Raw genomic sequence first — 21,784 nt, forward strand, 5'->3', positions numbered from 1 at the left:
CTTGAACGAAGCCCTACTGCTTCGATGGGCACAAAAGATTAAAAGAAAATGTCAGGAATTATTGGAAAAAAAGTAGGAATGACCAGCATTTTCGATGCCGACGGGAAGAACATCCCTTGTACGGTGATCGAAGCTGGGCCTTGTGTTGTAACACAGGTTCGTACGGTCGATAAAGACGGCTACGACGGCATTCAGTTAGCTTTCGACGAAAAGAAAGAAAAGAACACCACCGAACAGCTCAAAGGACATTTCGCAAAAGCAAACACTACTCCAAAGCGGAAGCTTGTGGAGTTTAAGACGTTTGAGGATGCGAAGGAATTGGGTTCAACCATCACAGTCGACATCTTTGCCGAAGGCGATTTCGTAGACGTAGTTGGCACTTCTAAGGGTAAAGGTTTCCAGGGCGTGGTTAAACGTCACGGTTTTGGTGGTGTGGGTATGCAAACGCATGGCCAGCACAACAGGTTAAGGGCTCCTGGTTCACTGGGTGCGTCTTCATGGCCGTCACGCGTATTTAAAGGCATGCGCATGGCCGGTCGTACCGGCGGCGCCAGGGTGAAGATCCAGAATCTTCAGATCCTGAAAGTATATGCCGAGCAAAATTTACTGGTAGTGAGCGGTTCAATTCCGGGAGCTAAAGGTTCTTACGTAATTGTAGATAAATAAGGAGATGGAAGTTAACGTATTCAATATAGCAGGCAAAGAAACAGGCGCTAAGGTGCAGCTTTCTGATGCGATATTCGGTATCGAGCCGAACGACCACGCTGTTTATCTGGACGTAAAGCAGTACCTCGCTAACCAGCGCCAGGGAACGCATAAATCAAAACAGCGTAACGAAATTGCAGGGTCAACCCGCAAATTATATAAACAAAAAGGTACAGGCGGCGCCCGTGCAGGCAGCATCAAATCGCCGCTCTTTAATGGTGGCGGCCGTGTGTTCGGTCCGCAACCGCGCGACTATAGCTTTAAACTGAACAAGAAGCTTAAAGCCCTGGCCCGCAAGTCCGCCCTTACTTACAAAGCGAAGGACAACAACATTGTGGTGCTGGAAGATTTCACCTTCGATGCCGTAAAGACCAAGAGCTACATCAAGATGGTGACTGATCTGAACGTGGCAGGTGAGAAAACCTTACTGGTACTGCCAGCCGCAAATCAAACGGTTTATTTATCAAGCCGGAACATAAAGAAAGCAAAAGTGATCACAGCCGACCAGTTGAATACCTACGATGTATTGAACGCAGGCAAGCTTTTACTGACCGCAGGTTCTGTTAAAACCCTGGAGGAGGCATTGTCCAAATAATTATGGAAATCTTAAAGAAACCCATTTTAACAGAAAAAGCGTCCCTGCTTACTGAGAAGTTAAACAGGTACTCGTTCAAAGTGAATCCTAAGGCCAACAAATTGCAGATCAAACAGGCAATTGAGTCGATGTATAATGTGAGTATCGAATCGATCAATACCATCGTGGTTTCGGGGAAGAAGAAAACAAGATATACTAAAGCCGGATTTGTATCAGGTAATGCGCCTAAGTACAAAAAAGCGATCATTACGCTGAAAGAAGGTGAAACCATTGACTTTTACAGCAATATTTAATTAGATCATGGCAGTAAGAAGATTTAAACCGGTTACTCCCGGTACCCGTTTCAGAGTAGGCGGTGATTATTCTGATGTTACGACTAACGTTCCTGAAAAGTCGTTGGTAACATCCATTAAAAAATCCGGTGGCAGGAACCAGTCCGGTAAGATGACCATGCGTTACCTCGGCGGCGGCCATAAAAAGTCGTTCCGTATCATCGATTTCAAACGCGATAAGCATACCATTCCTGCAACTGTGGCAACGATCGAGTATGACCCTAACCGTACGGCACGTATCGCCCTGGTAAACTACGCGGACGGAGAGAAGCGTTACATTATCGCTCCCGAAGGACTGCAGGTCGGACAGGTGATCGTATCAGGCGAAGGTTCTGCTCCTGAAGTAGGGAACGCGTTGCCTTTAAAGAACATCCCGTTAGGTTCTATCATCCACAATATCGAGCTTAACCCGGGGCAGGGTGCATCTATCGCACGCAGCGCCGGAACTTATGCGCAGCTTTCTGCACGCGACGGCAAATACGCCATCATAAAATTGCCTTCAGGCGAAACCAGGATGATCCTGGCTACCTGCATGGCTACGATCGGCACCGTGTCTAACTCAGAGAAAGCGAACGAAGTATTGGGTAAAGCAGGCCGCAAACGCTGGCTGGGCCGTCGCCCGAGAGTAAGAGGTGTTGCAATGAACCCGGTAGATCACCCTATGGGTGGTGGTGAAGGAAGGGCTTCCGGAGGTCACCCACGTTCACGCAAGGGCTTACTTGCGAAAGGCTTCAAAACACGCGATAAGAAGAAAACATCCGATCGTTACATCATTGAGAGGAGAAAGAAATAACAATGGCTCGTTCGATAAAAAAAGGACCCTATATTGACCACAACCTTGTAAAGAAGGTTGATACGATGAATGATAGCAGCAGGAAGACTGTTATCAAAACCTGGTCACGCAGATCGATGATCTCCCCGGATTTTGTTGGTCATACATTTGCAGTACACAACGGTAACAAGTTTATCCCGGTGTATGTAACTGAGAACATGGTTGGACATAAATTGGGAGAATTTGCTCCTACCAGGACATTTAGAGGTCACTCTGAAAAGAAAAAATAACAGGTAATGGAAGCAACAAACAAAATTAAAAGGTCTGTACTGATCAGACAACGCAAAGAGCAGGAGAAAGCTCAGACAGGCGGCGCTTCTGTTGCCACCCTGCAAAACTGCCCTACTTCTCCTCGTAAGATGAGATTGGTTGTCGATATGATCCGCGGAGAGCGTGTTGAAAAAGCATTAGCGATCTTAAAGTTCACCAACAAGGAAGCTGCTGCGAGAGTGGAAAAATTGTTGTTCTCGGCGATCAAAAATTGGGAAGCTAAAAACGAGGGCCTAAAATATGAAGACCAGGAGTTGTATGTAAAAACAATCTCTGTAGGCGGTGGCCGTCAGCTTAAAAGATTACGCCCGGCCCCACAGGGACGCGGTTACAGGATCCGGAAGCGTTCGAACCACGTAACGCTTATCGTTGACAGCAAGAATATTGAATCTCAAGCTAAGTAAGGATAATGGGACAAAAAGCACATCCAATAGGTAACAGGTTAGGAATCATCAAAGGTTGGGATTCTAACTGGTTCGGCGGAAACAACTACTCCGATAAATTAGTTGAGGACGAGAAAATAAGAAAATACCTGTCAGCCCGTATTTCTAAGGGAGGTATCTCTAAAGTAGTGATCGAGCGTACCCTGAAGCGCATCACCGTAACTATTCATACTGCCCGTCCGGGTATCGTGATCGGTAAAGGCGGCCAGGAAGTTGATAAAGTGAAGGAAGAGCTGAAGAAGCTTACTAAGAAAGACGTTCAGATCAACATCTTCGAGATCAAACGCCCTGAGTTAGATGCCCAGCTGGTTGGCGAAGGTATCGCAAAACAGCTCGAAGCAAGGATCTCCTTCCGTCGTGCCATGAAAACATCTATCGCTTCTACCATCCGCATGGGTGCCGAAGGGATCAAGATCATGTGTTCAGGACGTTTGGGCGGCGCAGAGATGGCACGTACCGAGCAGTACAAAGAAGGAAGAATTCCTTTGCATACATTCCGTGCGGATATCGACTACGCGCTAGCTGAAGCACATACCACTTATGGTAAGATCGGTATTAAAGTATGGATCTGTAAAGGTGAAGTATACGGTAAACGCGATCTTTCTCCGAACATCGGCCAGACTACCGGCGTGAAAGGCAGAGGCGCTGAAGGCGCTGCGTCATTCGGTGGTGGCGATCGGAACGACCGTCGTGGCGGTGGCAACGATCGTCGTCCGGGCGGCGACAGAAGGGGCGATAACCGCGGTGGCGGCCCGGGCCAGAATCGTGGTGGCGGTGGTCCAAACCGCAGTGGCGGCCCAGGCCAGAACCGTGGCGGTAACGCAGGTGGCGGCTTCAGGGGTGGAAAAAGATAATTTTAGTACAGAAATCGGTTTTCCGATAAAAATATAAGAACATGTTACAGCCAAAGAGAACGAAGTTCAGGAAGATGCAAAAGGGCAAAATGAAAGGCCTCGCCGGTCGCGGTGCGGAGCTTGCCTTTGGTTCTTTCGGAATAAAATCATTAGAACCGGCGTGGATCACCAGCAGGCAGATTGAAGCTGCCCGTATTGCCGTAACGCGCTTTATGAAACGTGAAGGCCAGGTGTGGATCCGCATTTTTCCTGACAAACCGGTAACCAAAAAACCTGCCGAAGTACGTATGGGTAAAGGTAAAGGTGCCCCTGAGTACTGGGTAGCTGTTGTACGCCCGGGCAGGATGATCTTTGAAGCTGAAGGTGTGCCTCTGGAAGTTGCCAAGGAAGCATTACGTTTAGCCGCTCAAAAATTACCGGTACAAACCAAATTCGTTATGCGTAGGGATTACGTAGAAGCATAAAAAGGCCGGTGGCTGATAGCTGATAGCTGGCAGCCAATAGCCGAAAGCTAGAAAAAAATGAAAAACTCAGAGATTTTAGGGCTATCAACAGAGGAGATCGTGGCTCGCATTGGCGAAGAAAAGGCCAGCCTCACTAAATTAAAATTTGCACATACCGTTTCTGCGATTGAAAATCCTACCCGGATTGCCAAAGTAAGAAAAGATATAGCACGTTTAAACACAGAATTGACCAAGCGCAAAGCGGAAGCGAAAGCATCTGCGGAGTCAGGGTCCGCTTCTGAATAACAATAAGTCGAAATGGAAAGACAATTAAGAAAGACCCGTACCGGGTTGGTAGTAAGCAACAAAATGGATAAATCCATCGTAGTTGCCGTGGAAAGGAAAGTAAAACACCCGATCTATGGTAAGTTCGTAAAGAAAACTACCAAATTTAAGGCTCATGACGAAGAAAACACATGTGGTGTCGGAGATACCGTGTTAATTATGGAAACTCGTCCGCTGAGTAAGACAAAAAACTGGCGTTTGGTTCAAATTTTAGAGAGGGCTAAGTAACATGGTACAGCAGGAATCAAGACTCACTGTTGCAGACAACAGCGGAGCCAAAGAAGTTTTAGTGATCCGGGTGCTGGGCGGCACAGGCAAGCGTTATGCTTCCCTGGGCGACAAAGTAGTGGTTACCGTAAAAAGCGCGATCCCTTCCGGGAACGTGAAAAAAGGGACCGTCTCTAAGGCCGTGATCGTACGCACCAGTAAAGAAGTAAGACGTAAAGACGGTTCCTATATCCGTTTCGACGACAATGCGGCTGTATTGCTGAATGCCCAGGATGAGCCGCGCGGTACACGTATCTTCGGCCCGGTAGCCAGGGAGCTGCGTGAAAAACAGTTTATGAAAATTGTATCATTAGCACCGGAGGTACTGTAAAATGAATAAAGAGACTAAAGTAGCCAAACTGAAGGTACGCAAAGGCGACCTGGTGAAGATCATCGCCGGCGACTCAAAAGGCAAAGAAGGCAAGATCCTGGAAGTAATTACAAAAACCAACAGGGCAGTGGTAGAAGGTGCTAACATGGTATCTAAACACACTAAGCCAAATGCGGCCAACCCTAATGGCGGCATCGTTAAGAAAGAGGCTTCATTGCATATTTCTAACCTGATGGTGATCGACCCTAAATCCGGTAAGCCTTCACGTGTAGGAATTAAAAAGGACGATAAAGGTAAACTGGTTCGTGTAGCTAAAAAATCCGGGGAGGAAATTAAGTAATGACTTATATACCAAGATTAAAAACAAAATACAAAGACGAGATCCGCACCGCGCTTAAGGACAAGTTCCAGTATAAGAGCGTAATGCAGGTCCCGAAATTGGAAAAGATTGCCATTAACCAGGGTGTTGGTGCCGCAACTACAGATAAAAAACTGATCGAGCATGCGATCACCGAGCTGACCACCATTACCGGTCAGCAGGCGATCTCTACCCGTTCGAAGAAAGATATCTCGAACTTCAAGTTACGTAAAGGTATGCCGATCGGTGTACGTGTTACGCTTCGCGATAATACCATGTACGAGTTCCTCGACAGGCTGATCGCTGTGGCGCTTCCGCGTATCCGTGATTTCAAAGGCATCAATGACAAAGGATTCGACGGCCGTGGTAACTATACACTGGGTATTACAGAGCAGATCATTTTCCCTGAAATTAACATCGATAAGATTAACAAGATCATGGGAATGGATATTACCTTTGTAACCTCCGCGAAATCGGATGTAGAAGCACTGGAGTTATTAAAGCAATTTGGTTTGCCTTTTAAGAATCAAAATAACAACAATCAATAATGGCTAAAGAAGGTGTAAAAGCGCGTGAAGTAAAGCGTGCACGGTTAGTTGCCAAATATGCTGAAAAGAGAGCAGCGCTTAAAGCTGCAGGCGAGTTTGAAGAGCTGGACAAGTTGCCAAAGAACTCTTCGCCCGTACGTCTCCACAATCGGTGCAAATTAACCGGCCGTCCGAGAGGATATATGCGTCAGTTCGGTATTTCACGTGTAACATTCCGTGAAATGGCGCTTGCGGGCAAGATCCCGGGAGTGAAGAAGGCGAGCTGGTAATAAAAGTTATACGTTTAACGTTCGACGTTGTGCGTTCCCGGTCCGGCGCTTAGCAAGGCGCCTGGGGGAATGTACAACGTCAAACGCATAACGTCCAACCCCAATGAATTAACCGATGGAAGGTCGTCCCGATGGACGGGAAGGAAACCACCATCACAGATCAAATATAATGAATACAGATCCAATAGCAGATTATCTTACCCGGGTAAGGAATGCGATCAAGGCGAACCACAGGGTGGTTGAGATCCCCGCTTCTAACCTGAAGAAGGAGATCACCAAAGTACTTTTCGACAAAGGGTACATCACAAACTACAAGTTTGAAGATTCAACCGTGCAGGGCACGATCAAGATCGCGTTGAAATATCACCCGATCACCAAGATCCCCGCGATCCGCACCATCACCCGCGTAAGCAGCCCGGGTTTAAGGCAATATGCCGGAATGGACAACATGCCGCGCGTACTCAACGGATTAGGCATCGCCATCCTCTCTACTTCTAAAGGTGTTATGACCGATAAAGAAGCCAGGAGCCTCAATATCGGCGGTGAAGTTTTATGTTACGTTTATTAACGATAGGAGATTAAGCGATGTCAAGAATAGGAAAAGCGCCAATTGCGATCCCGGCAGGAGTTACCCTCTCTGTATCAGATAATAACCTGGTAACTGTAAAAGGACCAAAAGGAGAATTAACCCAGCAGGTTGATTCGGATATAACCGTATCACAGGAAGATACCAATATTATCGTTAAAAGGCCATCTGAGCAGAAACGCCACAAAGCGCTTCACGGTCTGTACCGCTCACTGATCAATAACATGGTTAAAGGTGTAACCGAAGGGTACAAAACTACGCAGGAACTGGTAGGTGTAGGTTACCGTGCTACAAACACAGGTAATACACTTGACCTTGTTTTGGGCTACTCTCACCATTATGTTTTCGAGTTACCAAAAGAGATCAAAGTAACCACCACCGCGGATAAGGGTAAGAACCCGACCATCATTTTAGAAAGCATTGACAAACAGTTGTTGGGCCAGGTAGCTGCAAAGATCCGCTCACTTCGTACACCTGAACCATATAAAGGAAAAGGTATCAAGTTCGCGGGTGAAGTATTGAGAAGAAAAGCAGGTAAATCAGCATCTAAAAAATAATCATCATGGCAGGAACAAAATCATCCCGCAGAGAGCGGATTAAAAAAGGGATCAGGAAAGTAATTTCTGGTTCAGCTGAGCGCCCCCGTTTATCAGTATACAGGAGCAACAAAGGCATTTATGCCCAGATCATTGATGATACCACCGGAAAAACACTGGTTTCTACTTCTTCCCTGGCAAAAGATTTTTCTGTAAAAGGAACAAAGATCGAGCAGTCGAAAGAAGTCGGTAAAACAGTAGCTGAGAAAGCGATCGCAGCAGGGATCAGCAAAGTGGTCTTCGACAGGAATGGTTATTTATACCATGGCCGCGTGAAATCACTCGCAGAAGGTGCCCGTGAAGGCGGTTTAGATTTTTAATCACAGCTGAAAAAAATAAGAAAATGTCAACAATCAATATAAAGAGAGTAAAATCAAGCGAGATCGAATTAAAAGACCGCCTGGTAAGTATTCAGCGTGTGGCTAAGGTTACCAAAGGGGGACGTACATTCAGTTTCTCGGCAATCGTGGTAGTAGGCGACGAGAATGGCGTAGTAGGTTACGGCCTGGGCAAAGCCAAAGAAGTAACGGAGGCGATTGCTAAAGGTGTGGACGACGCGAAAAAGAACCTGGTAAAGGTTCCTGTGATCAACGGTACCATCCCGCACGAGCAGATCGGCAAATTTTCCGGTGGTTTCGTGTTCATCAAACCTGCAGCAAACGGTACCGGTGTTATCGCCGGTGGCGCGATGCGTGCAGTGCTTGAAAGTGCCGGCGTACATAACGTACTCGCTAAATCAAAAGGATCATCGAACCCGCATAACGTGGTTAAAGCAACTGTATCGGCATTATCGCAATTGCGCGATGCATATACAGTAGCGCAGCACCGTGGTGTGGAATTGGGTAAAGTTTTTAACGGATAAGACGATGGCTAAGATCAAAGTAACACAGATTAAAAGCGTTATCGACAGAAGCGAGCGCCAGAAAAAAACCATGCAGGCATTGGGCTTGAATAAGATCAACCAGTCTGTAGAGGTGGAAGCCAGCCCGGCCATTATCGGGATGGTAAGGAAAGTTAATCATTTAGTGGCAGTAGAAAGTATCTAATCATGAACTTAAGTAACTTAAAACCTGCAGAAGGTTCTACAAAAAACAGGAAACGTATCGGTCGCGGTACGGGTTCCGGACGGGGTGGTACATCAACACGCGGACATAAAGGTGCCGGTTCACGTTCTGGTAATTCTACCAAGATCGGCTTTGAAGGCGGTCAGATGCCTTTACAGCGCCGCTTACCTAAGGTAGGTTTCAAAAATATCAACAGGGTAGAGTATGTAGGTGTTAACCTGGATGTGATCCAGGGCCTCGCTGAGAAATTCAACCTCGAAGCGGTTGATTTCGCCGTATTAAAGGAGCACGGTCTCGTATCGAAAAACGACCTGGTTAAGATCCTCGGAAGAGGCGAACTAAAAGCTAAACTGGAAGTTAAAGCACATGCTTTTACTGCAACCGCTCAAAAAGCTATCGAAGCAGCTGGTGGTTCTACAGTTAAATTGTAACAGATGAAGAAACTGATCACAACCTTAACCAACATCTGGAATATTGAGGACCTCAGGGCGCGGATCTTCTTCACACTGATATGTCTCCTGGTTTACCGGGCGGGATCTTATATTACCCTTCCAGGTGTTGATGCGAATATCCTCGATCTGAAATCGGCTAAAGAAGCCAGTGGTCTTGTAGGCCTGATCAATATGTTTGCAGGGGGGTCGTTTTCCCGTGCATCTATCTTCGCCCTTGGCGTGATGCCGTATATCTCGGCATCCATCGTAGTTCAGCTGTTGGGTATCGCTGTCCCTTCTTTCCAGAAAATGCAGAAAGAAGGAGAAAGCGGCCGTAAAAAGATCAACCAGATCACTCGTTACCTGACGGTGGCGATCACCCTGCTCCAGGGCGCGGCGTATGTTCGCTCAGGACAGATCCCCGTCGACGCGAAGATCTTGTCTGAACCGATGTTTACCATCTCTTCGATGTTCGTTCTTTCTGCCGGTACCCTCTTCGTGATGTGGCTGGGTGAAAAGATCACCGACAGGGGTATCGGTAACGGTATTTCCCTGATCATTATGGTTGGGATCATTGCCCAGCTGCCCCCGGCACTCCTTGGAGAGTTCGGCTCGAGAATGGCGGGTGAAGGTGCCGGCGGGCCTATTCCGTTCGTACTTGAGATCATCGCTTTGATCGCCGTGGTGATGTTCACTATCCTGATCGTTCAGGGTGTGAGAAAGATCCCGGTACAATATGCGAAGAAGATCGTTGGTAACAAGCAGTATGGCGGTGTGCGTCAGTATATTCCGTTGAAAGTAAATGCAGCCGGTGTAATGCCGATCATTTTCGCCCAAGCGATCATGTTCATCCCGACAACATTGGGCAGCATTTTCCCATCTGCACAAGGACCGGTATTGACCTCGCTGAGCAATTACACGTCGCTTCCGTATAACCTGGTGTTTGCATTCCTGATCATCGCTTTTACCTTTTTCTATACGGCCATTACCGTTAACCCGGTACAGATGTCTGATGATATGAAGAAGAACGGCGGATTTATCCCGGGTGTAAAGCCAGGAAAGTTCACCGGGGAGTACATCGATTCAGTGATCTCAAAGATCACGTTACCCGGTTCGGTATTCCTCGCCATCATTGCGATCCTGCCTTCCATGGCGGCCAAAGTTGGAATAAGCAGCCAGTTTGCGCATTTCTTTGGAGGTACTTCGCTATTGATCCTGGTGGGTGTTGTGCTGGATACGTTACAGCAGATAGAGAGTCATTTATTAATGCGTCATTATGACGGGCTAATGAAGACTGGCAGGATCAAGGGACGTACACCTGTTGCTGCAGGAGTTACGGGTAACTAAACCATGCCTTCGAAGTCAAACATCTATTACAAATCTCCCGAAGAGGTTGAACTAATCAGAGAAAGCTCCTTACTGGTTTCCAGGACATTGGCCGAAGTGGCTAAGGTGATAGGACCGGGCATAAGGACCATTGAACTTAATACGCTTGCGGAAAGCTTTATCAGGGATAACGGCGGCGTGCCGGCCTTCCTTAATTATAACGGCTTTCCCTGGTCGCTCTGCATTTCGCTGAATGACCAGGTGGTACATGGCTTTCCCGGCCAATATGCACTGAAAGAGGGTGATATCGTTTCCGTAGACTGCGGGGTGATCCTGAACAAGTTTTTCGGTGATTCGGCATATACCTTTCCTATCGGCGAGATTGACCCGGTTATTGGAAAGTTGCTTAGGGTCACCAAAGAATGCGTAGCCCTGGGCGCCGAGAAAGCGGTGGCGGGAATGCGGCTTGGCGATATTGGACATGCTGTGCAGGAACATGCAGAAAAGAACGGTTACGGTGTAGTTAAAGAACTTGTTGGGCATGGCGTGGGAGTAAAGCTCCATGAAAGCCCCGAAGTGCCTAACTATGGCAAACGCGGTTCAGGCATGCTGCTCGAGGAAGGAATGGTACTTGCGATTGAACCTATGATCAACCAGGGAAGGGCATCGGTGAAGTTCTGGGATGATGGCTGGACCGTAAGCACGGTCGATAAAAAGCCGTCGGCGCATTATGAGCATACGGTTGCGGTGAAAAAAGGAAAGTCCGACGTACTCTCTACCTTCGAATATATCGAAGAAGTATTGGGAAAGCGGACAGCGCCGGAAAATTTATAAAAAAAATCCTGGGAATATAAAATTTCGAAATTTTTTATTTAATTTTGCGTCCCCGTTTAACAGGGTAAATTAAGTAAAAATCAAGAAAATATATGGCTAAACAAGCCTCTATTGAACAGGACGGCATCATAAAAGAAGCATTATCAAACGCGATGTTCCGGGTAGAACTGGAAAACGGTCACGAGATAATTGCACACATTTCAGGTAAGATGCGGATGCACTACATCAAGATCTTGCCTGGGGATAAAGTTAAATTAGAAATGTCGCCTTACGATTTGTCAAAAGGCAGGATAACTTATAGGTATAAATAATATGAAAGTTAGAGCATCCATCAAAAAGCGTAGTGCTGATTGCAAGATCATTCGCCGTAAGGGAAAACTTTACGTAATTAACAAGAAGAACCCTAAATACAAACAACGTCAGGGATAAGATAATTCAGATGGACGATTTTCGGTTTACGGTTTCCAGTATGGCGTAAATCATCAATCGGAAATCGTAAATCGCTAAATAAAACTATGGCAAGGATAGCAGGTATTGATTTACCAAGAAACAAAAGGGGAGAGATCGGTCTTACGTACATTTTCGGTATCGGACGGTCTACCGCACAGAGCATTTTAGATCAGGCAGGAATCGGCTATGATGTAAAGGTACAGGATTGGACTGACGAGCAGTTGTCGGCAATTCGTGGTATCATCAACGATCAGATCAAAGTTGAGGGCTCATTGCGCTCTGAAGTTCAGCTTAATATCAAGCGTTTGATGGACATCGGATGTTACCGTGGCTTACGTCACCGTAAAGGTCTTCCTGTTCGCGGACAGCGCACCAAAAACAATTCGCGTACCCGTAAAGGCAAGCGTAAGACAGTTGCAAACAAGAAAAAGGCTACTAAATAATACCGGATAGTAATGGCTAAAACTAAAAAAGTAACCAAAAAGCGCATCGTAGTGGTTGAGCCCGTTGGGCAGGCGCACGTGAATGCGACATTCAATAATATCATCATCACGCTGACTAACAGCCAGGGACAAGCAGTGTCCTGGTCGTCTGCCGGTAAGATGGGTTTCAAAGGTTCTAAAAAGAACACTCCTTATGCCGCCGGACAGGCTGCTGCCGATTGCGGTAAAGTAGCGTACGACCTTGGATTACGTAAAGTAGAAGTGTTCGTAAAAGGCCCGGGCGCAGGTCGGGAGTCTGCAATCAGGACGCTTCAAACCACTGGGATCGAAGTAACCACTATCAGGGACATTACACCTATGCCCCACAACGGCTGCCGCCCTCCAAAGAGAAGAAGAGTATAACTTCTTATAGTAAATTAATATAAATTTTAAAGCTAAGAGTCGGCAACTGCGGGTTGCATGATACTTTAAACAAACAAAAATGGCAAGATACACAGGCCCAAAATCAAAGATCGCCCGTAAATTCAGGGAACCGATCTTTGGTCCGGACAAAGCACTCGAAAGAAAGAACTACCCCCCAGGCATGCACGGAGCTTCAAAGCGTCGTGGAAAACAGTCGGAATACGCTGTTCAGCTGATGGAGAAACAAAAAGTTAAGTACACTTACGGGGTTTTGGAGAAACAGTTCGAGAACCTTTTCCATAAAGCGTCTTCAAAAGAGGGCATCACCGGTGAGAACCTTCTTAAGTTATTGGAAGCACGTTTAGATAACGCAGTTTACCGCTTAGGCATTGCCCTTACACGCTCAGGTGCACGTCAGCTGGTAAGCCATAAACACATTACCGTAAACGGTGAAGTGGTAAATATTCCTTCGTACTCTTTACGTGCCGGCGATGTAGTTGCCGTACGTGAGCGTTCGAAATCCCTGGAGTCTGTAACCAACTCGGTAGCAGGCCGGAAGATCAACAAGTTCAGCTGGCTGGAATGGGATGCTAGCTCGTTAACAGGTAAATTCCTCAACTATCCGAATCGCGATGAGATCCCGGAGAACATTAAGGAAAACCTGATCGTCGAGCTTTACTCTAAATAACAGCATAACATATACGCTGCCTGGTGGTTACCAGGCAGCTTTATTTCATTTAACATTAATTAGATATAATGGCAATTTTAGCATTTCAGAAACCTGATAAAGTGATCATGCAAAAATCGACTGATTTTGATGGCACTTTCGAATTTCGTCCGTTGGAACCAGGTTTTGGGGTTACTATTGGTAATGCTTTAAGACGTATCCTGCTTTCCTCGTTAGAGGGATATGCAATTACGTCCGTTCGCTTTTCCGGAGTGTCGCATGAGTTCTCCACGATCCAGGGCGTTGTAGAAGACGTTACCGAGATCATTCTTAACTTAAAGCAGGTTCGTTTTAAAAAGACCGGCGATTCAGGAGATACTGAAAAGATCTTCGTGATCATCAACGGGCAAGACCAGTTTAAAGCCGGAGATATCACCAAGTTTTCGAATAACTTCACTGTATTAAATCCTGAGCTGGTAGTTTGCAATATGGAAACTTCGGTTACGCTCGAAATCGAGCTTACCGTAAACAAAGGCCGGGGATACGTACAGTCGGAAGAGAATAAAAGCGCTGACGCCGTAGTAGGCGTGATCGCGATCGATTCTATCTATACGCCGATCAAGAACGTGAAATACACTATCGAGAATTATCGTGTAGAGCAGAAAACCGACTACGAGAAATTGGTGCTGGATATCACTACCGACGGATCCGTTCACCCGGAAGATGCGCTGAAAGAAGCAGCCAAGATCCTGATCCATCACTTCATGTTATTCTCTGACGAGAACATCATGCTGGAAGCACAGGCGAAAGAGGAAACCAAGGAAGTTGACGAAGAGATCCTGCACATGCGCAAGATCCTGAAAACCGAGCTGGTTGATCTTGATCTTTCTGTACGTGCGTTGAACTGCCTCAAAGCCGCGGATATCCGCAGTCTTGCCGAGCTGGTTTCTTACGACGTAGCGGATATGCTTAAATTCAGAAACTTCGGTAAAAAATCGTTAACTGAGATCCAGGACCTGGTTAAATCTAAGGGACTGTCTTTCGGAATGAACCTGTCGAAATATAAACTCGACGAAGACTAAGCAGCTAGCTGGTCGATAATTAATAAGCGACGTCTGCATAAATCCTCCTGCTAACTGTGCGGGAACGGTATGCAGGTGTAAATAAAAAGAAAATGAGACACGGAAAAAAAATCAACCATTTAGGTCGTACAGACAGCCACCGGAAAGCGATGCTTTCTAATATGGCGTCATCGCTTATCTTACACAAACGCATCACCACTACGCTGGCAAAAGCTAAGGCACTGCGCACGTATATAGAGCCACTGATCACCAAATCGAAAAACGATACCACGCATTCACGTCGTACCGTGTTCAGCTACCTGAAAGACAAAGAAACTACAGGTTTGCTGTTCCGCGAAATCGCTGAGAAAGTGGCTAACCGCCCGGGTGGTTACACCCGTATCATCAAGCTTGAAAACCGTTTAGGCGATAACGCCGAGATGGCGATTATAGAGCTGGTTGACTACAACACCGTTTATACCAAAGGCGGAGAAGCTGCGGTAGCGAAGAAATCAACACGTCGCCGTGGTTCTGGCAGCAAGGGTAAAGCGGTAACTGCTGCTCCGGCTGCAAAAGAAACAGCCGCTTTCACTGAAGAAGCGGCGCCTGCGGATCCCGCAGAAAACGCGGCTTCTGAAGAGAATGCAGAAAAAGGCGAATAGTTAGTAACGACTACAAACAAAGAGGCTTCCTTCATTAGAGGGAAGCCTCTTTGTTTTTATGGCTATCCTTATTTACGGGCTCTTAATTTCCTGCAGGAATATTATCTTTAGTCCACTAAACGGCGTCGGTTGCCGGACTATCCATCATTATTATATTTTATGAAAAATTTCTTTACTGGAAGAAAGGCTGTTTTAACCTTGCTATTATTGCCGTTTCTGACATTGGCGCTCTATGCTCAGCAAAAGCCTGCAATAACATGGAAGGACGTTTCCAGGTGGCGCTCCATTAAAAGTTTCTCCGACCAACTTTCACCTGACGGTAAATGGATGGCCTGGGTGACCGGCCCGACAGAAGGCGATCTCGAGGTGGTATTGAGGAGCACATCCGATACATTGACCAGGAAGTATCCTTGCGGAGCTGTTATAGCATCGGTATCGTTTTCAGGGGATTCCAGGTACTTCGCCTTTAAGGTGGCGCCGAAAGATGCCGAGGCAAAGGCCGCAAAGAAGATCAATAAACCCTTGTTTGATAAGCTGGCCATCATTTCGATCGCGGATAACAAAAAGACGGAGTTCGAAAAAGTAAAGACGTTTGCATTTCCCAAAGAGGCCTCTAACTGGGTTGCTATTCACTTTGCCGGATCCGCCCCGGCAGGCCCGCCCGCTCCGGATGCGGCTAAGGGGACCGACCTCCTGTTGTACAACGTAGTGAGCAAAAAAAGCTTTAATATCGGGAACGTGAGCGAATATTCCTTTAACAAGAATGGAAACCTGCTCGCATACACCATTGATGCGGCGGGGCAGAACGGCAACGGTATTCTGCTTTACGATTTTAAAACCGGCATCGCATCCGCCATTGACAACGATAAAGCCACGTATAAGTCTATCCGCTGGACGGACAACGGTGATGCGTTTGCCTTGTTAAAGTCTAATAAGAATGAGAAGTATAAATCCGACGTTTTCTCAGTGATTGGTGTGAGCAAACTGAACGGCGATCTTTCAGAGAAAACCATTTATTCAGGGATTGAAGACGAGACCTTTCCTAAGGGGATGGGCATCAGTACGAATAGCCGCCCGTATTGGTCTGATGACCTGGGTACCTTGTTCTTCGGGATAGATAAACTGGAAGCCAGCGACAAGAAGCCAGAAGGCAAAGCCGATTCTGCCAATAGATCCGCCACGAAAAGACCGGATTCTGCGGGGGTAAAAGCGCAGGGACCTTCCATGGCGGCTGCCGCTAAGAAAGACGATATCGAGAAACCGGATATGATCATCTGGAACTGGCAGGATAAACGTTTGCAATCGGCGCAGCAGGTTCAGGAGATAACGGATAAGAATTATAGCTACCTGGGTATGTACCGGCCGCTGACAAAAAAATACACGCGCCTGGCCGACAGTACCCTGCGAAGCGTAGTGATCGCGCCGAAACAATTATACGCCATCGGTTACGATAATTCGAGCTATGAATTGATGTCGAATCTCGATGGACAAAGTTATACCGACATCTACCTGATAGACTTAAAAACCGGTAAAAAATCTATCCTGTTCAGCAAATTTTACCAAACCGGCGCTGGAGGGATCAGTATGGCGCCAAACGGGAAAGCGGGCAGTTATTATAAAGATGGCACGTTTTATTCCATCAACTTTGCGACGGGCGAAAGCAAACCGCTGACCTCGAAAATTAATGCGTCATTCGTTAACGAACTGGACGATCACAACGTTCTGAAGCCAGCTACCCGCAGTTTCGGTTGGACGGCAGATTCGAAGTATGTGCTCATTAAAGACAATTATGATTTGTGGAAAGTCAGTGCCGATGGAAGCGCCTTCACCGCCCTGACCAATAACTGGAAGGCAAAAAAACAAGAGGTTCAGGGGCGTTTCAGCGTTTATGAAAATGAAAAGGGCGCCGATCTCACCAGGACTCAATATTTTTCGGTATTCGACCGCGCTACTAAGAAACAGGGAATCGGTATTTTGGAACCCGGCAAGAATTCTATCAACGTGTTGTTTATGGGCGACAATAGTTACGATAACCTGACCAGGGCAACTAAAGGAAACACGTTTGTTTTCTCAAAATCAAACAGCCTGAAATCGCCGGAATTCTATGTTGCCGGCCCGGCCTTAGCTTCGGCAACGCAAATTAGCCAGAACACGCCCGACCAGGAAAAATACGGTTGGTCATCCGGCGTGAAATTGATCAACTACGTAAGTGCAAACGGCGATTCGCTTCAGGCCGCGTTGTATCTCCCGGCGAACTATGAGCCGGGAAAAGCTTATCCTACGATCACGTACATTTATGAGCGTTTAACCGATGGCCTGAACGCATATACCATGCCGGCCTTCCCGGGAGGCGGCTTCAACAAAGCCGTGTACAACAGCAATGGTTACGCTGTACTGATGCCGGATATCACTTACAAATTAAATGATCCGGGAATGTCGGCGGTGGCTTGCGTGGTTCCGGCCGTGAAAGCGGCGATCGCCACCGGAATTGTGGACGGTAAGAACGTGGCTATTCACGGCCATTCATGGGGTGGGTACCAAACTTCGTTCCTGATCACTCAAACGAATATCTTTAAAGCTGCAGCGGCAGGCGCTCCATTAACTAACATGATCAGCATGTACAGCCTGATCTACTGGAACAGCGGTGGTACGAACCAGGCGATCTTTGAGGCAAGCCAGGGTCGTTTAACACCCGGTTATTGGGATAACTGGGATGCATTTGCACGCAATTCGCCGATCTATCACATCAAGAAAGTGAATACGCCTTTGCTTTTGTTGCACAATGATAAAGACGGGGCGGTCGACTTCACCCAGGGTGTTGAGTACTATAATGGCCTCCGCCGTTTAAACAAACCGGTGGTAATGATCACTTATAAAGGCGAGAACCATGGCATCGTGAAGCTTCCCAACCGGAAAGATTACGCTGTTCGTATGCTCGAATATTTTGATTACCAACTGAAAGGCAAGCCGGCCCCCGATTGGTGGAGTAAAGGAGTGAATAAGCTGGATATGGAGAAATATATCGAAGCCAGGGCGTTTGAAGAAGCGGGGCAGTAAGACTTAAGGTACGAGGTACCCTGGCTTATTCGCATGTACAAACGAGGCTTTCTCAAAAAGAGCGCCTCGTTTGTCGTTAAAGCGTCTAACGGCCATCGCCATCGAGCAGGTTGCCCAAACCGCCGAGGATACTGCCTTCTTCCCGGCGCGCACCGGTGCCGAAAGACAAGATCCTGCTGGCGAGCCTGCTGATAGGCAACGTCTGGATCCATATTTTCCCTGGACCGCGTAACGTGGCGAAGAACACTCCTTCACCTCCAAATAGTGTGTTCTTTATTCCGCCAACAAATTGAATGTCGTAGCTAACCCCCTGTGTGAAGGCGACCAGGCAACCCGTATCGATCTTTAACAGTTCGCCTGGCTGAAGCTCTTTTTCGAAAACATGTCCCCCCGCATGGACAAATGCCATCCCATCCCCTTCGAGCTTTTCCATGATAAAACCCTCACCGCCAAACAAGCCGGTCCCGAGGCGTCGCTGGAATTCGATGCTTACGCTGACCCCTTTAGCTGCGCAGAGAAACGCATCTTTCTGGCAGATGATCTTTCCGCCGAGCTGGAGCAGATCGAGCGCGATGATCTTGCCGGGGTAGGGCGACGCGAAGCTCACCCGTTTTTTGCCGTAGCCCATATTGGTAAAGGCGGTCATAAACAAACTTTCTCCCACCAACAGTCGTTTTCCGGCACTCATCAGCTTACCAAATATGCCGCCTGTTTGCTGGCTGCCGTCACCGAAAATGGTTTCCATCTGGATACCGTCATCCATCATCATAAATGCGCCTGGCTCAGCTACTACGGTTTCCTGGGGATCGAGCTCAATGCGGACATACTGCATTTCTTCACCGATAATGCGATAGTCTATTTCGTGGTTATTGATCATAATGTATAATTATTGCTGCAAATTAGTATCTCTGAAAGTCGATTACAAATTCGACAGTGGAAATGGCATTTTGTTACTGGCTGTCATCCTGTCATTTCTTGTTTCTATTCTCTGACGAAAACTAGGCAATAACCTGTCATGACACCTTTAAATGGTATTGGCATAAGGCTTGTTATGCTTGACTAGTAATCGAAAACTCTTAGAAAGGAAATATAAGCATGTCAAAAATCATTGGTATCGATTTGGGAACGACGAATTCCTGCGTAGCCGTAATGGAAGGGAATGAACCGGTTGTGATCGCAAACAGCGAAGGAAAAAGAACCACACCGTCAATCGTCGCGTTCGTCGATAATGGAGAACGCAAAGTTGGGGATCCTGCAAAGCGTCAGGCTATCACGAACCCCAAGAAGACCATTTATTCAATTAAGCGTTTTATGGGTAACCAGTACGGGGAGGTCTCTAAAGAGATCAGCCGCGTGCCTTACCAGGTAGTAAAAGGAGATAACAATACACCGCGTGTTGATATCGACGGAAGGAAATATACTCCGCAGGAGATTTCAGCAATGATCCTTCAGAAAATGAAGAAAACTGCTGAAGACTTTTTAGGACAGGAAGTAACGGACGCAGTGATCACTGTACCCGCTTATTTTAATGATGCACAGCGCCAGGCAACAAAAGAAGCGGGTGAAATTGCCGGCCTCAATGTGAAACGTATCATTAACGAACCTACTGCTGCTGCGTTGGCTTACGGCCTTGACAAAGCACATAAGGATATGAAGATCGTAGTGTTTGACTGCGGTGGCGGTACACATGACGTTTCTATCCTGGAACTTGGAGATGGTGTATTCGAAGTGAAATCAACCGATGGCGATACGCACCTTGGCGGTGACGATTTCGACCAGGTGATCATCGACTGGCTGTCTGACGAGTTTAAAAGCGAGAACGGGATGGACCTAGCCAAAGATCCGATGGCGCTTCAGCGTTTAAAAGAAGCGGCTGAAAAAGCGAAGATCGAACTTTCCAGCTCTACCCAGACTGAGATCAACCTGCCTTACATCACCGCTGATCAAAGCGGACCTAAACACCTTGTGCGTACCTTGTCGCGTTCTAAATTCGAGCAGCTGGCAGATAGTCTTATTAAACGTACGATCGAACCTTGCAGATCTGCTTTAAAAAATGCCGGCTTAAAAACTTCTGATATCGACGAGATCATCCTCGTAGGTGGTTCTACCAGGATCCCTGCTATCCAGGATGCCGTGAAAAGCTTCTTTGGTAAAGAGCCTTCAAAAGGGGTGAATCCTGACGAAGTAGTAGCTATTGGTGCAGCCATCCAGGGTGGGGTACTTACCGGTGAAGTAAAAGACGTGTTACTGCTCGACGTTACCCCGCTTTCTTTGGGTATTGAAACCATGGGTGGTGTAATGACGAAACTGATCGAGTCGAACACGACAATTCCTTCGAAAAAATCTGAGACATTCTCTACCGCTTCTGACAATCAGCCTACCGTGGAGATCCATATCTTACAGGGAGAAAGGCCAATGGCTAACCAGAACCGTACCATCGGCCGGTTCCACCTTGACGGGCTTCCTCCGGCACCGCGCGGTGTTCCGCAGATCGAGGTGACTTTTGACATCGACGCCAACGGGATTCTCCACGTAGCTGCTAAAGACAAAGCCACAGGCAAAGAGCAGAAGATCAGGATCGAGGCTTCTTCCGGTTTAACCGATGAGGAAATCAAGAAAATGAAGGATGAAGCGGAAGCCAATGCTGAATCAGATAAAAAGGCGAAAGAGGAGATCGACAAGCTGAATGCGGCGGATGCGCTCGTTTTTTCGACTGAAAAACAGTTGAAAGAATATGGCGAAAAGATCTCTGCTGACAAGAAATCGGCCATCGAGGATTCATTAAAGAAGCTCAAAGATGCGCATGCTTCTAAATCATTCGGCGATATCGAGTCTGCTTCGGCGGAATTACAGAATGCCTGGAATGCCGCTTCAGAGGAAATGTATAAAGCTACAGACGGTGGCGCTCCGCAAGGAGATGCCGGCCAGGATCCGCAAGGCGGTGGCGAACCCGCCGGTAACCCGGACAGCGTTACCGATGTAGACTTCGAAGAAATAAAGGACGATAAGAAATAGAACCTGTTATACTTCGAGAAAAAGGCCCGGCTGATCAAAACCGGGCCTTTTCTTTTTAGGCAGGACGGCTCGTTACTTGGTAAACGCCGGGTATTCCTGGCCGTTATGGCAGGAGATACATGAGATAGCTTCCGAAGCTTCTCCCTTGTCGTTCACGTGATCTTTAAAGAACTGCTCGTTAATGGCTTTTGTCATTTTCATCATATCGCGGGAAATCCTTTTGGCAGCTTTACTGTCGCTGGCATAATCGAGATCCTTTGGATTGTCTTTATTGATAGGGGAGTGGCAATAATTACATTTTACGCCAAGCGCATCGTTGTAATTGTGCATAATGGTGTCCAGTGCACCTTCGCTGATGTCTTTTGGCAGGATGAGCAGGTTTTTAGGCCGCTCTTTCTGCTGTTGCTGAGCGGTAGAAGCGACGCCTAGGGCAATAAACACCAGGATGCAAAGCACAGTGGTGATCTTATTCTTTTTTAACATACGGATAGGTCGTTATCGGCCGGAAATAATATTACGAAGTAAAAATAAATCCGGTGTCATCAATCAAATAATTTACAATTATAGGCCATCAGTCGCTTCCATTAAAACTTCTTAC

Annotated in this window: 33 protein-coding genes; 31 read left to right on the forward strand and 2 right to left on the reverse strand. The window is 47.0% G+C overall.

What is annotated here, in order from left to right; translation table 11 throughout:
- The first annotated feature begins 48 nt into the window (after positions 1-48).
- From rplC to GS398_RS12625, 30 genes are all read left to right on the forward strand, one after another.
- On the forward strand, positions 49-666 hold the full coding sequence (rplC, locus tag GS398_RS12480) for a 50S ribosomal protein L3 (protein WP_160907145.1): 618 nt from the start codon (positions 49-51) through the stop codon (positions 664-666).
- 4 nt (positions 667-670) lie between these two features.
- Positions 671-1,300 carry a 50S ribosomal protein L4 gene (gene rplD / locus GS398_RS12485; RefSeq protein WP_160907146.1) on the forward strand — a complete coding sequence of 210 codons (630 nt, stop codon included), beginning with the start codon at positions 671-673 and terminating at the stop codon, positions 1,298-1,300.
- 2 nt (positions 1,301-1,302) lie between these two features.
- Positions 1,303-1,593 carry a 50S ribosomal protein L23 gene (gene rplW / locus GS398_RS12490; RefSeq protein WP_160907147.1) on the forward strand — a complete coding sequence of 97 codons (291 nt, stop codon included), beginning with the start codon at positions 1,303-1,305 and terminating at the stop codon, positions 1,591-1,593.
- Positions 1,594-1,600: 7 nt separating this feature from the next.
- Entirely contained in the window at positions 1,601-2,425 is an 825-nt protein-coding gene (rplB, locus tag GS398_RS12495; protein ID WP_160907148.1) for a 50S ribosomal protein L2, read from the forward strand.
- A 2-nt stretch (positions 2,426-2,427) separates the two neighbouring features.
- Positions 2,428-2,694 (forward strand): 30S ribosomal protein S19, encoded by a 267-nt coding sequence (gene rpsS / locus GS398_RS12500; RefSeq protein WP_160907149.1) that lies wholly within the window; start codon positions 2,428-2,430, stop codon positions 2,692-2,694.
- Positions 2,695-2,700: 6 nt separating this feature from the next.
- Positions 2,701-3,138, forward strand: coding sequence for a 50S ribosomal protein L22 (gene rplV, locus GS398_RS12505; RefSeq protein ID WP_160907150.1), 438 nt, complete (start codon positions 2,701-2,703; stop codon positions 3,136-3,138).
- 5 nt (positions 3,139-3,143) lie between these two features.
- The gene (gene rpsC, locus GS398_RS12510) at positions 3,144-4,031 is read left to right on the forward strand and encodes a 30S ribosomal protein S3 (RefSeq protein ID WP_160907151.1); all 888 of its coding nucleotides are present in this window, start codon (positions 3,144-3,146) and stop codon (positions 4,029-4,031) included.
- A gap of 41 nt (positions 4,032-4,072) precedes the next feature.
- Positions 4,073-4,495: a 50S ribosomal protein L16 gene (rplP, locus tag GS398_RS12515; protein WP_160907152.1), complete on the forward strand. Its 423-nt coding sequence runs from the start codon at positions 4,073-4,075 to the stop codon at positions 4,493-4,495.
- Between the two features lie 57 nt (positions 4,496-4,552).
- A complete protein-coding gene (gene rpmC / locus GS398_RS12520) occupies positions 4,553-4,780 on the forward strand; it encodes a 50S ribosomal protein L29 (protein WP_160907153.1) in 228 nt (75 codons plus the stop codon).
- Positions 4,781-4,792: 12 nt separating this feature from the next.
- A complete protein-coding gene (rpsQ, locus tag GS398_RS12525) occupies positions 4,793-5,047 on the forward strand; it encodes a 30S ribosomal protein S17 (protein WP_160907154.1) in 255 nt (84 codons plus the stop codon).
- Between the two features lies 1 nt (position 5,048).
- Entirely contained in the window at positions 5,049-5,417 is a 369-nt protein-coding gene (gene rplN, locus GS398_RS12530) for a 50S ribosomal protein L14 (protein ID WP_160907155.1), read from the forward strand.
- Position 5,418: 1 nt separating this feature from the next.
- The gene (gene rplX / locus GS398_RS12535) at positions 5,419-5,757 is read left to right on the forward strand and encodes a 50S ribosomal protein L24 (protein WP_160907156.1); all 339 of its coding nucleotides are present in this window, start codon (positions 5,419-5,421) and stop codon (positions 5,755-5,757) included.
- Positions 5,757-6,323, forward strand: coding sequence for a 50S ribosomal protein L5 (rplE, locus tag GS398_RS12540; RefSeq protein WP_160907157.1), 567 nt, complete (start codon positions 5,757-5,759; stop codon positions 6,321-6,323). The genes rplX and rplE overlap by 1 nt, the downstream gene beginning before the upstream one ends.
- Entirely contained in the window at positions 6,323-6,592 is a 270-nt protein-coding gene (gene rpsN, locus GS398_RS12545; protein WP_160907158.1) for a 30S ribosomal protein S14, read from the forward strand. Before rplE ends, rpsN begins: the two co-directional genes overlap by 1 nt.
- Positions 6,593-6,761: 169 nt before the next feature.
- Entirely contained in the window at positions 6,762-7,160 is a 399-nt protein-coding gene (rpsH, locus tag GS398_RS12550) for a 30S ribosomal protein S8 (RefSeq protein ID WP_160907159.1), read from the forward strand.
- 17 nt (positions 7,161-7,177) lie between these two features.
- Positions 7,178-7,735 carry a 50S ribosomal protein L6 gene (rplF, locus tag GS398_RS12555; RefSeq protein ID WP_160907160.1) on the forward strand — a complete coding sequence of 186 codons (558 nt, stop codon included), beginning with the start codon at positions 7,178-7,180 and terminating at the stop codon, positions 7,733-7,735.
- Between the two features lie 5 nt (positions 7,736-7,740).
- The gene (rplR, locus tag GS398_RS12560) at positions 7,741-8,094 is read left to right on the forward strand and encodes a 50S ribosomal protein L18 (RefSeq protein WP_160907161.1); all 354 of its coding nucleotides are present in this window, start codon (positions 7,741-7,743) and stop codon (positions 8,092-8,094) included.
- 23 nt (positions 8,095-8,117) lie between these two features.
- Positions 8,118-8,636: a 30S ribosomal protein S5 gene (gene rpsE / locus GS398_RS12565; protein ID WP_160907162.1), complete on the forward strand. Its 519-nt coding sequence runs from the start codon at positions 8,118-8,120 to the stop codon at positions 8,634-8,636.
- Positions 8,637-8,640: 4 nt separating this feature from the next.
- Positions 8,641-8,820 carry a 50S ribosomal protein L30 gene (gene rpmD / locus GS398_RS12570; protein WP_160907163.1) on the forward strand — a complete coding sequence of 60 codons (180 nt, stop codon included), beginning with the start codon at positions 8,641-8,643 and terminating at the stop codon, positions 8,818-8,820.
- Positions 8,821-8,822: 2 nt separating this feature from the next.
- Complete coding sequence (gene rplO, locus GS398_RS12575; RefSeq protein ID WP_160907164.1) at positions 8,823-9,269, forward strand: 50S ribosomal protein L15; 447 nt, start codon at positions 8,823-8,825, stop codon at positions 9,267-9,269.
- 3 nt (positions 9,270-9,272) lie between these two features.
- Positions 9,273-10,616, forward strand: a complete 1,344-nt coding sequence (gene secY / locus GS398_RS12580) for a preprotein translocase subunit SecY (protein WP_160907165.1) — start codon at positions 9,273-9,275, stop codon at positions 10,614-10,616.
- Between the two features lie 3 nt (positions 10,617-10,619).
- Positions 10,620-11,429: a type I methionyl aminopeptidase gene (gene map, locus GS398_RS12585; RefSeq protein ID WP_160907166.1), complete on the forward strand. Its 810-nt coding sequence runs from the start codon at positions 10,620-10,622 to the stop codon at positions 11,427-11,429.
- 92 nt (positions 11,430-11,521) lie between these two features.
- Complete coding sequence (infA, locus tag GS398_RS12590) at positions 11,522-11,740, forward strand: translation initiation factor IF-1 (protein ID WP_016196832.1); 219 nt, start codon at positions 11,522-11,524, stop codon at positions 11,738-11,740.
- Between the two features lies 1 nt (position 11,741).
- Positions 11,742-11,858, forward strand: coding sequence for a 50S ribosomal protein L36 (rpmJ, locus tag GS398_RS12595; protein ID WP_008506259.1), 117 nt, complete (start codon positions 11,742-11,744; stop codon positions 11,856-11,858).
- An 86-nt stretch (positions 11,859-11,944) separates the two neighbouring features.
- Positions 11,945-12,322 carry a 30S ribosomal protein S13 gene (gene rpsM, locus GS398_RS12600; RefSeq protein ID WP_160907167.1) on the forward strand — a complete coding sequence of 126 codons (378 nt, stop codon included), beginning with the start codon at positions 11,945-11,947 and terminating at the stop codon, positions 12,320-12,322.
- Positions 12,323-12,334: 12 nt separating this feature from the next.
- Positions 12,335-12,724 (forward strand): 30S ribosomal protein S11, encoded by a 390-nt coding sequence (gene rpsK, locus GS398_RS12605; protein WP_160907168.1) that lies wholly within the window; start codon positions 12,335-12,337, stop codon positions 12,722-12,724.
- 79 nt (positions 12,725-12,803) lie between these two features.
- Positions 12,804-13,412, forward strand: a complete 609-nt coding sequence (rpsD, locus tag GS398_RS12610) for a 30S ribosomal protein S4 (protein ID WP_160907169.1) — start codon at positions 12,804-12,806, stop codon at positions 13,410-13,412.
- A 68-nt stretch (positions 13,413-13,480) separates the two neighbouring features.
- Entirely contained in the window at positions 13,481-14,473 is a 993-nt protein-coding gene (locus GS398_RS12615; RefSeq protein WP_160907170.1) for a DNA-directed RNA polymerase subunit alpha, read from the forward strand.
- A gap of 92 nt (positions 14,474-14,565) precedes the next feature.
- Positions 14,566-15,114: a 50S ribosomal protein L17 gene (gene rplQ, locus GS398_RS12620; protein WP_160907171.1), complete on the forward strand. Its 549-nt coding sequence runs from the start codon at positions 14,566-14,568 to the stop codon at positions 15,112-15,114.
- 207 nt (positions 15,115-15,321) lie between these two features.
- The gene (locus GS398_RS12625; protein WP_202406056.1) at positions 15,322-18,171 is read left to right on the forward strand and encodes a S9 family peptidase; all 2,850 of its coding nucleotides are present in this window, start codon (positions 15,322-15,324) and stop codon (positions 18,169-18,171) included.
- 85 nt (positions 18,172-18,256) lie between these two features.
- Here GS398_RS12625 and GS398_RS12630 read toward each other — a convergent pair whose 3' ends face one another.
- Positions 18,257-19,048 (reverse strand): TIGR00266 family protein, encoded by a 792-nt coding sequence (locus GS398_RS12630; protein ID WP_160907173.1) that lies wholly within the window; start codon positions 19,046-19,048, stop codon positions 18,257-18,259.
- Positions 19,049-19,266: 218 nt separating this feature from the next.
- Between GS398_RS12630 and dnaK the strand changes: the two genes are divergently transcribed.
- Positions 19,267-21,186 (forward strand): molecular chaperone DnaK, encoded by a 1,920-nt coding sequence (dnaK, locus tag GS398_RS12635; RefSeq protein WP_160907174.1) that lies wholly within the window; start codon positions 19,267-19,269, stop codon positions 21,184-21,186.
- A 72-nt stretch (positions 21,187-21,258) separates the two neighbouring features.
- On the opposite strand, the gene GS398_RS12640 is transcribed toward dnaK, so the two are convergent.
- Positions 21,259-21,669, reverse strand: coding sequence for a c-type cytochrome (locus GS398_RS12640; RefSeq protein ID WP_160907175.1), 411 nt, complete (start codon positions 21,667-21,669; stop codon positions 21,259-21,261).
- Positions 21,670-21,784: the final 115 nt, after the last annotated feature.

The sequence above is a fragment of the Hufsiella ginkgonis genome (assembly GCF_009834915.1).
Taxonomy (GTDB): Bacteria; Bacteroidota; Bacteroidia; order Sphingobacteriales; family Sphingobacteriaceae; genus Hufsiella; species Hufsiella ginkgonis.

Excerpts from the sequence above, each read along its gene's own strand:
- rplC (WP_160907145.1), top strand. The coding sequence starts at position 49 with ATGTCAGGAATTATTGGAAAAAAAGTAGGAATGACCAGCATTTTCGAT.
- rplD (WP_160907146.1), top strand. The coding sequence starts at position 671 with ATGGAAGTTAACGTATTCAATATAGCAGGCAAAGAAACAGGCGCTAAG.
- rplW (WP_160907147.1), top strand. The coding sequence starts at position 1,303 with ATGGAAATCTTAAAGAAACCCATTTTAACAGAAAAAGCGTCCCTGCTT.
- rplB (WP_160907148.1), top strand. The coding sequence starts at position 1,601 with ATGGCAGTAAGAAGATTTAAACCGGTTACTCCCGGTACCCGTTTCAGA.
- rpsS (WP_160907149.1), top strand. The coding sequence starts at position 2,428 with ATGGCTCGTTCGATAAAAAAAGGACCCTATATTGACCACAACCTTGTA.
- rplV (WP_160907150.1), top strand. The coding sequence starts at position 2,701 with ATGGAAGCAACAAACAAAATTAAAAGGTCTGTACTGATCAGACAACGC.
- rpsC (WP_160907151.1), top strand. The coding sequence starts at position 3,144 with ATGGGACAAAAAGCACATCCAATAGGTAACAGGTTAGGAATCATCAAA.
- rplP (WP_160907152.1), top strand. The coding sequence starts at position 4,073 with ATGTTACAGCCAAAGAGAACGAAGTTCAGGAAGATGCAAAAGGGCAAA.
- rpmC (WP_160907153.1), top strand. The coding sequence starts at position 4,553 with ATGAAAAACTCAGAGATTTTAGGGCTATCAACAGAGGAGATCGTGGCT.
- rpsQ (WP_160907154.1), top strand. The coding sequence starts at position 4,793 with ATGGAAAGACAATTAAGAAAGACCCGTACCGGGTTGGTAGTAAGCAAC.
- rplN (WP_160907155.1), top strand. The coding sequence starts at position 5,049 with ATGGTACAGCAGGAATCAAGACTCACTGTTGCAGACAACAGCGGAGCC.
- rplX (WP_160907156.1), top strand. The coding sequence starts at position 5,419 with ATGAATAAAGAGACTAAAGTAGCCAAACTGAAGGTACGCAAAGGCGAC.
- rplE (WP_160907157.1), top strand. The coding sequence starts at position 5,757 with ATGACTTATATACCAAGATTAAAAACAAAATACAAAGACGAGATCCGC.
- rpsN (WP_160907158.1), top strand. The coding sequence starts at position 6,323 with ATGGCTAAAGAAGGTGTAAAAGCGCGTGAAGTAAAGCGTGCACGGTTA.
- rpsH (WP_160907159.1), top strand. The coding sequence starts at position 6,762 with ATGAATACAGATCCAATAGCAGATTATCTTACCCGGGTAAGGAATGCG.
- rplF (WP_160907160.1), top strand. The coding sequence starts at position 7,178 with ATGTCAAGAATAGGAAAAGCGCCAATTGCGATCCCGGCAGGAGTTACC.
- rplR (WP_160907161.1), top strand. The coding sequence starts at position 7,741 with ATGGCAGGAACAAAATCATCCCGCAGAGAGCGGATTAAAAAAGGGATC.
- rpsE (WP_160907162.1), top strand. The coding sequence starts at position 8,118 with ATGTCAACAATCAATATAAAGAGAGTAAAATCAAGCGAGATCGAATTA.
- rpmD (WP_160907163.1), top strand. The coding sequence starts at position 8,641 with ATGGCTAAGATCAAAGTAACACAGATTAAAAGCGTTATCGACAGAAGC.
- rplO (WP_160907164.1), top strand. The coding sequence starts at position 8,823 with ATGAACTTAAGTAACTTAAAACCTGCAGAAGGTTCTACAAAAAACAGG.
- secY (WP_160907165.1), top strand. The coding sequence starts at position 9,273 with ATGAAGAAACTGATCACAACCTTAACCAACATCTGGAATATTGAGGAC.
- map (WP_160907166.1), top strand. The coding sequence starts at position 10,620 with ATGCCTTCGAAGTCAAACATCTATTACAAATCTCCCGAAGAGGTTGAA.
- infA (WP_016196832.1), top strand. The coding sequence starts at position 11,522 with ATGGCTAAACAAGCCTCTATTGAACAGGACGGCATCATAAAAGAAGCA.
- rpmJ (WP_008506259.1), top strand. The coding sequence starts at position 11,742 with ATGAAAGTTAGAGCATCCATCAAAAAGCGTAGTGCTGATTGCAAGATC.
- rpsM (WP_160907167.1), top strand. The coding sequence starts at position 11,945 with ATGGCAAGGATAGCAGGTATTGATTTACCAAGAAACAAAAGGGGAGAG.
- rpsK (WP_160907168.1), top strand. The coding sequence starts at position 12,335 with ATGGCTAAAACTAAAAAAGTAACCAAAAAGCGCATCGTAGTGGTTGAG.
- rpsD (WP_160907169.1), top strand. The coding sequence starts at position 12,804 with ATGGCAAGATACACAGGCCCAAAATCAAAGATCGCCCGTAAATTCAGG.
- GS398_RS12615 (WP_160907170.1), top strand. The coding sequence starts at position 13,481 with ATGGCAATTTTAGCATTTCAGAAACCTGATAAAGTGATCATGCAAAAA.
- rplQ (WP_160907171.1), top strand. The coding sequence starts at position 14,566 with ATGAGACACGGAAAAAAAATCAACCATTTAGGTCGTACAGACAGCCAC.
- GS398_RS12630 (WP_160907173.1), bottom strand. The coding sequence starts at position 19,048 with ATGATCAATAACCACGAAATAGACTATCGCATTATCGGTGAAGAAATG.
- dnaK (WP_160907174.1), top strand. The coding sequence starts at position 19,267 with ATGTCAAAAATCATTGGTATCGATTTGGGAACGACGAATTCCTGCGTA.
- GS398_RS12640 (WP_160907175.1), bottom strand. The coding sequence starts at position 21,669 with ATGTTAAAAAAGAATAAGATCACCACTGTGCTTTGCATCCTGGTGTTT.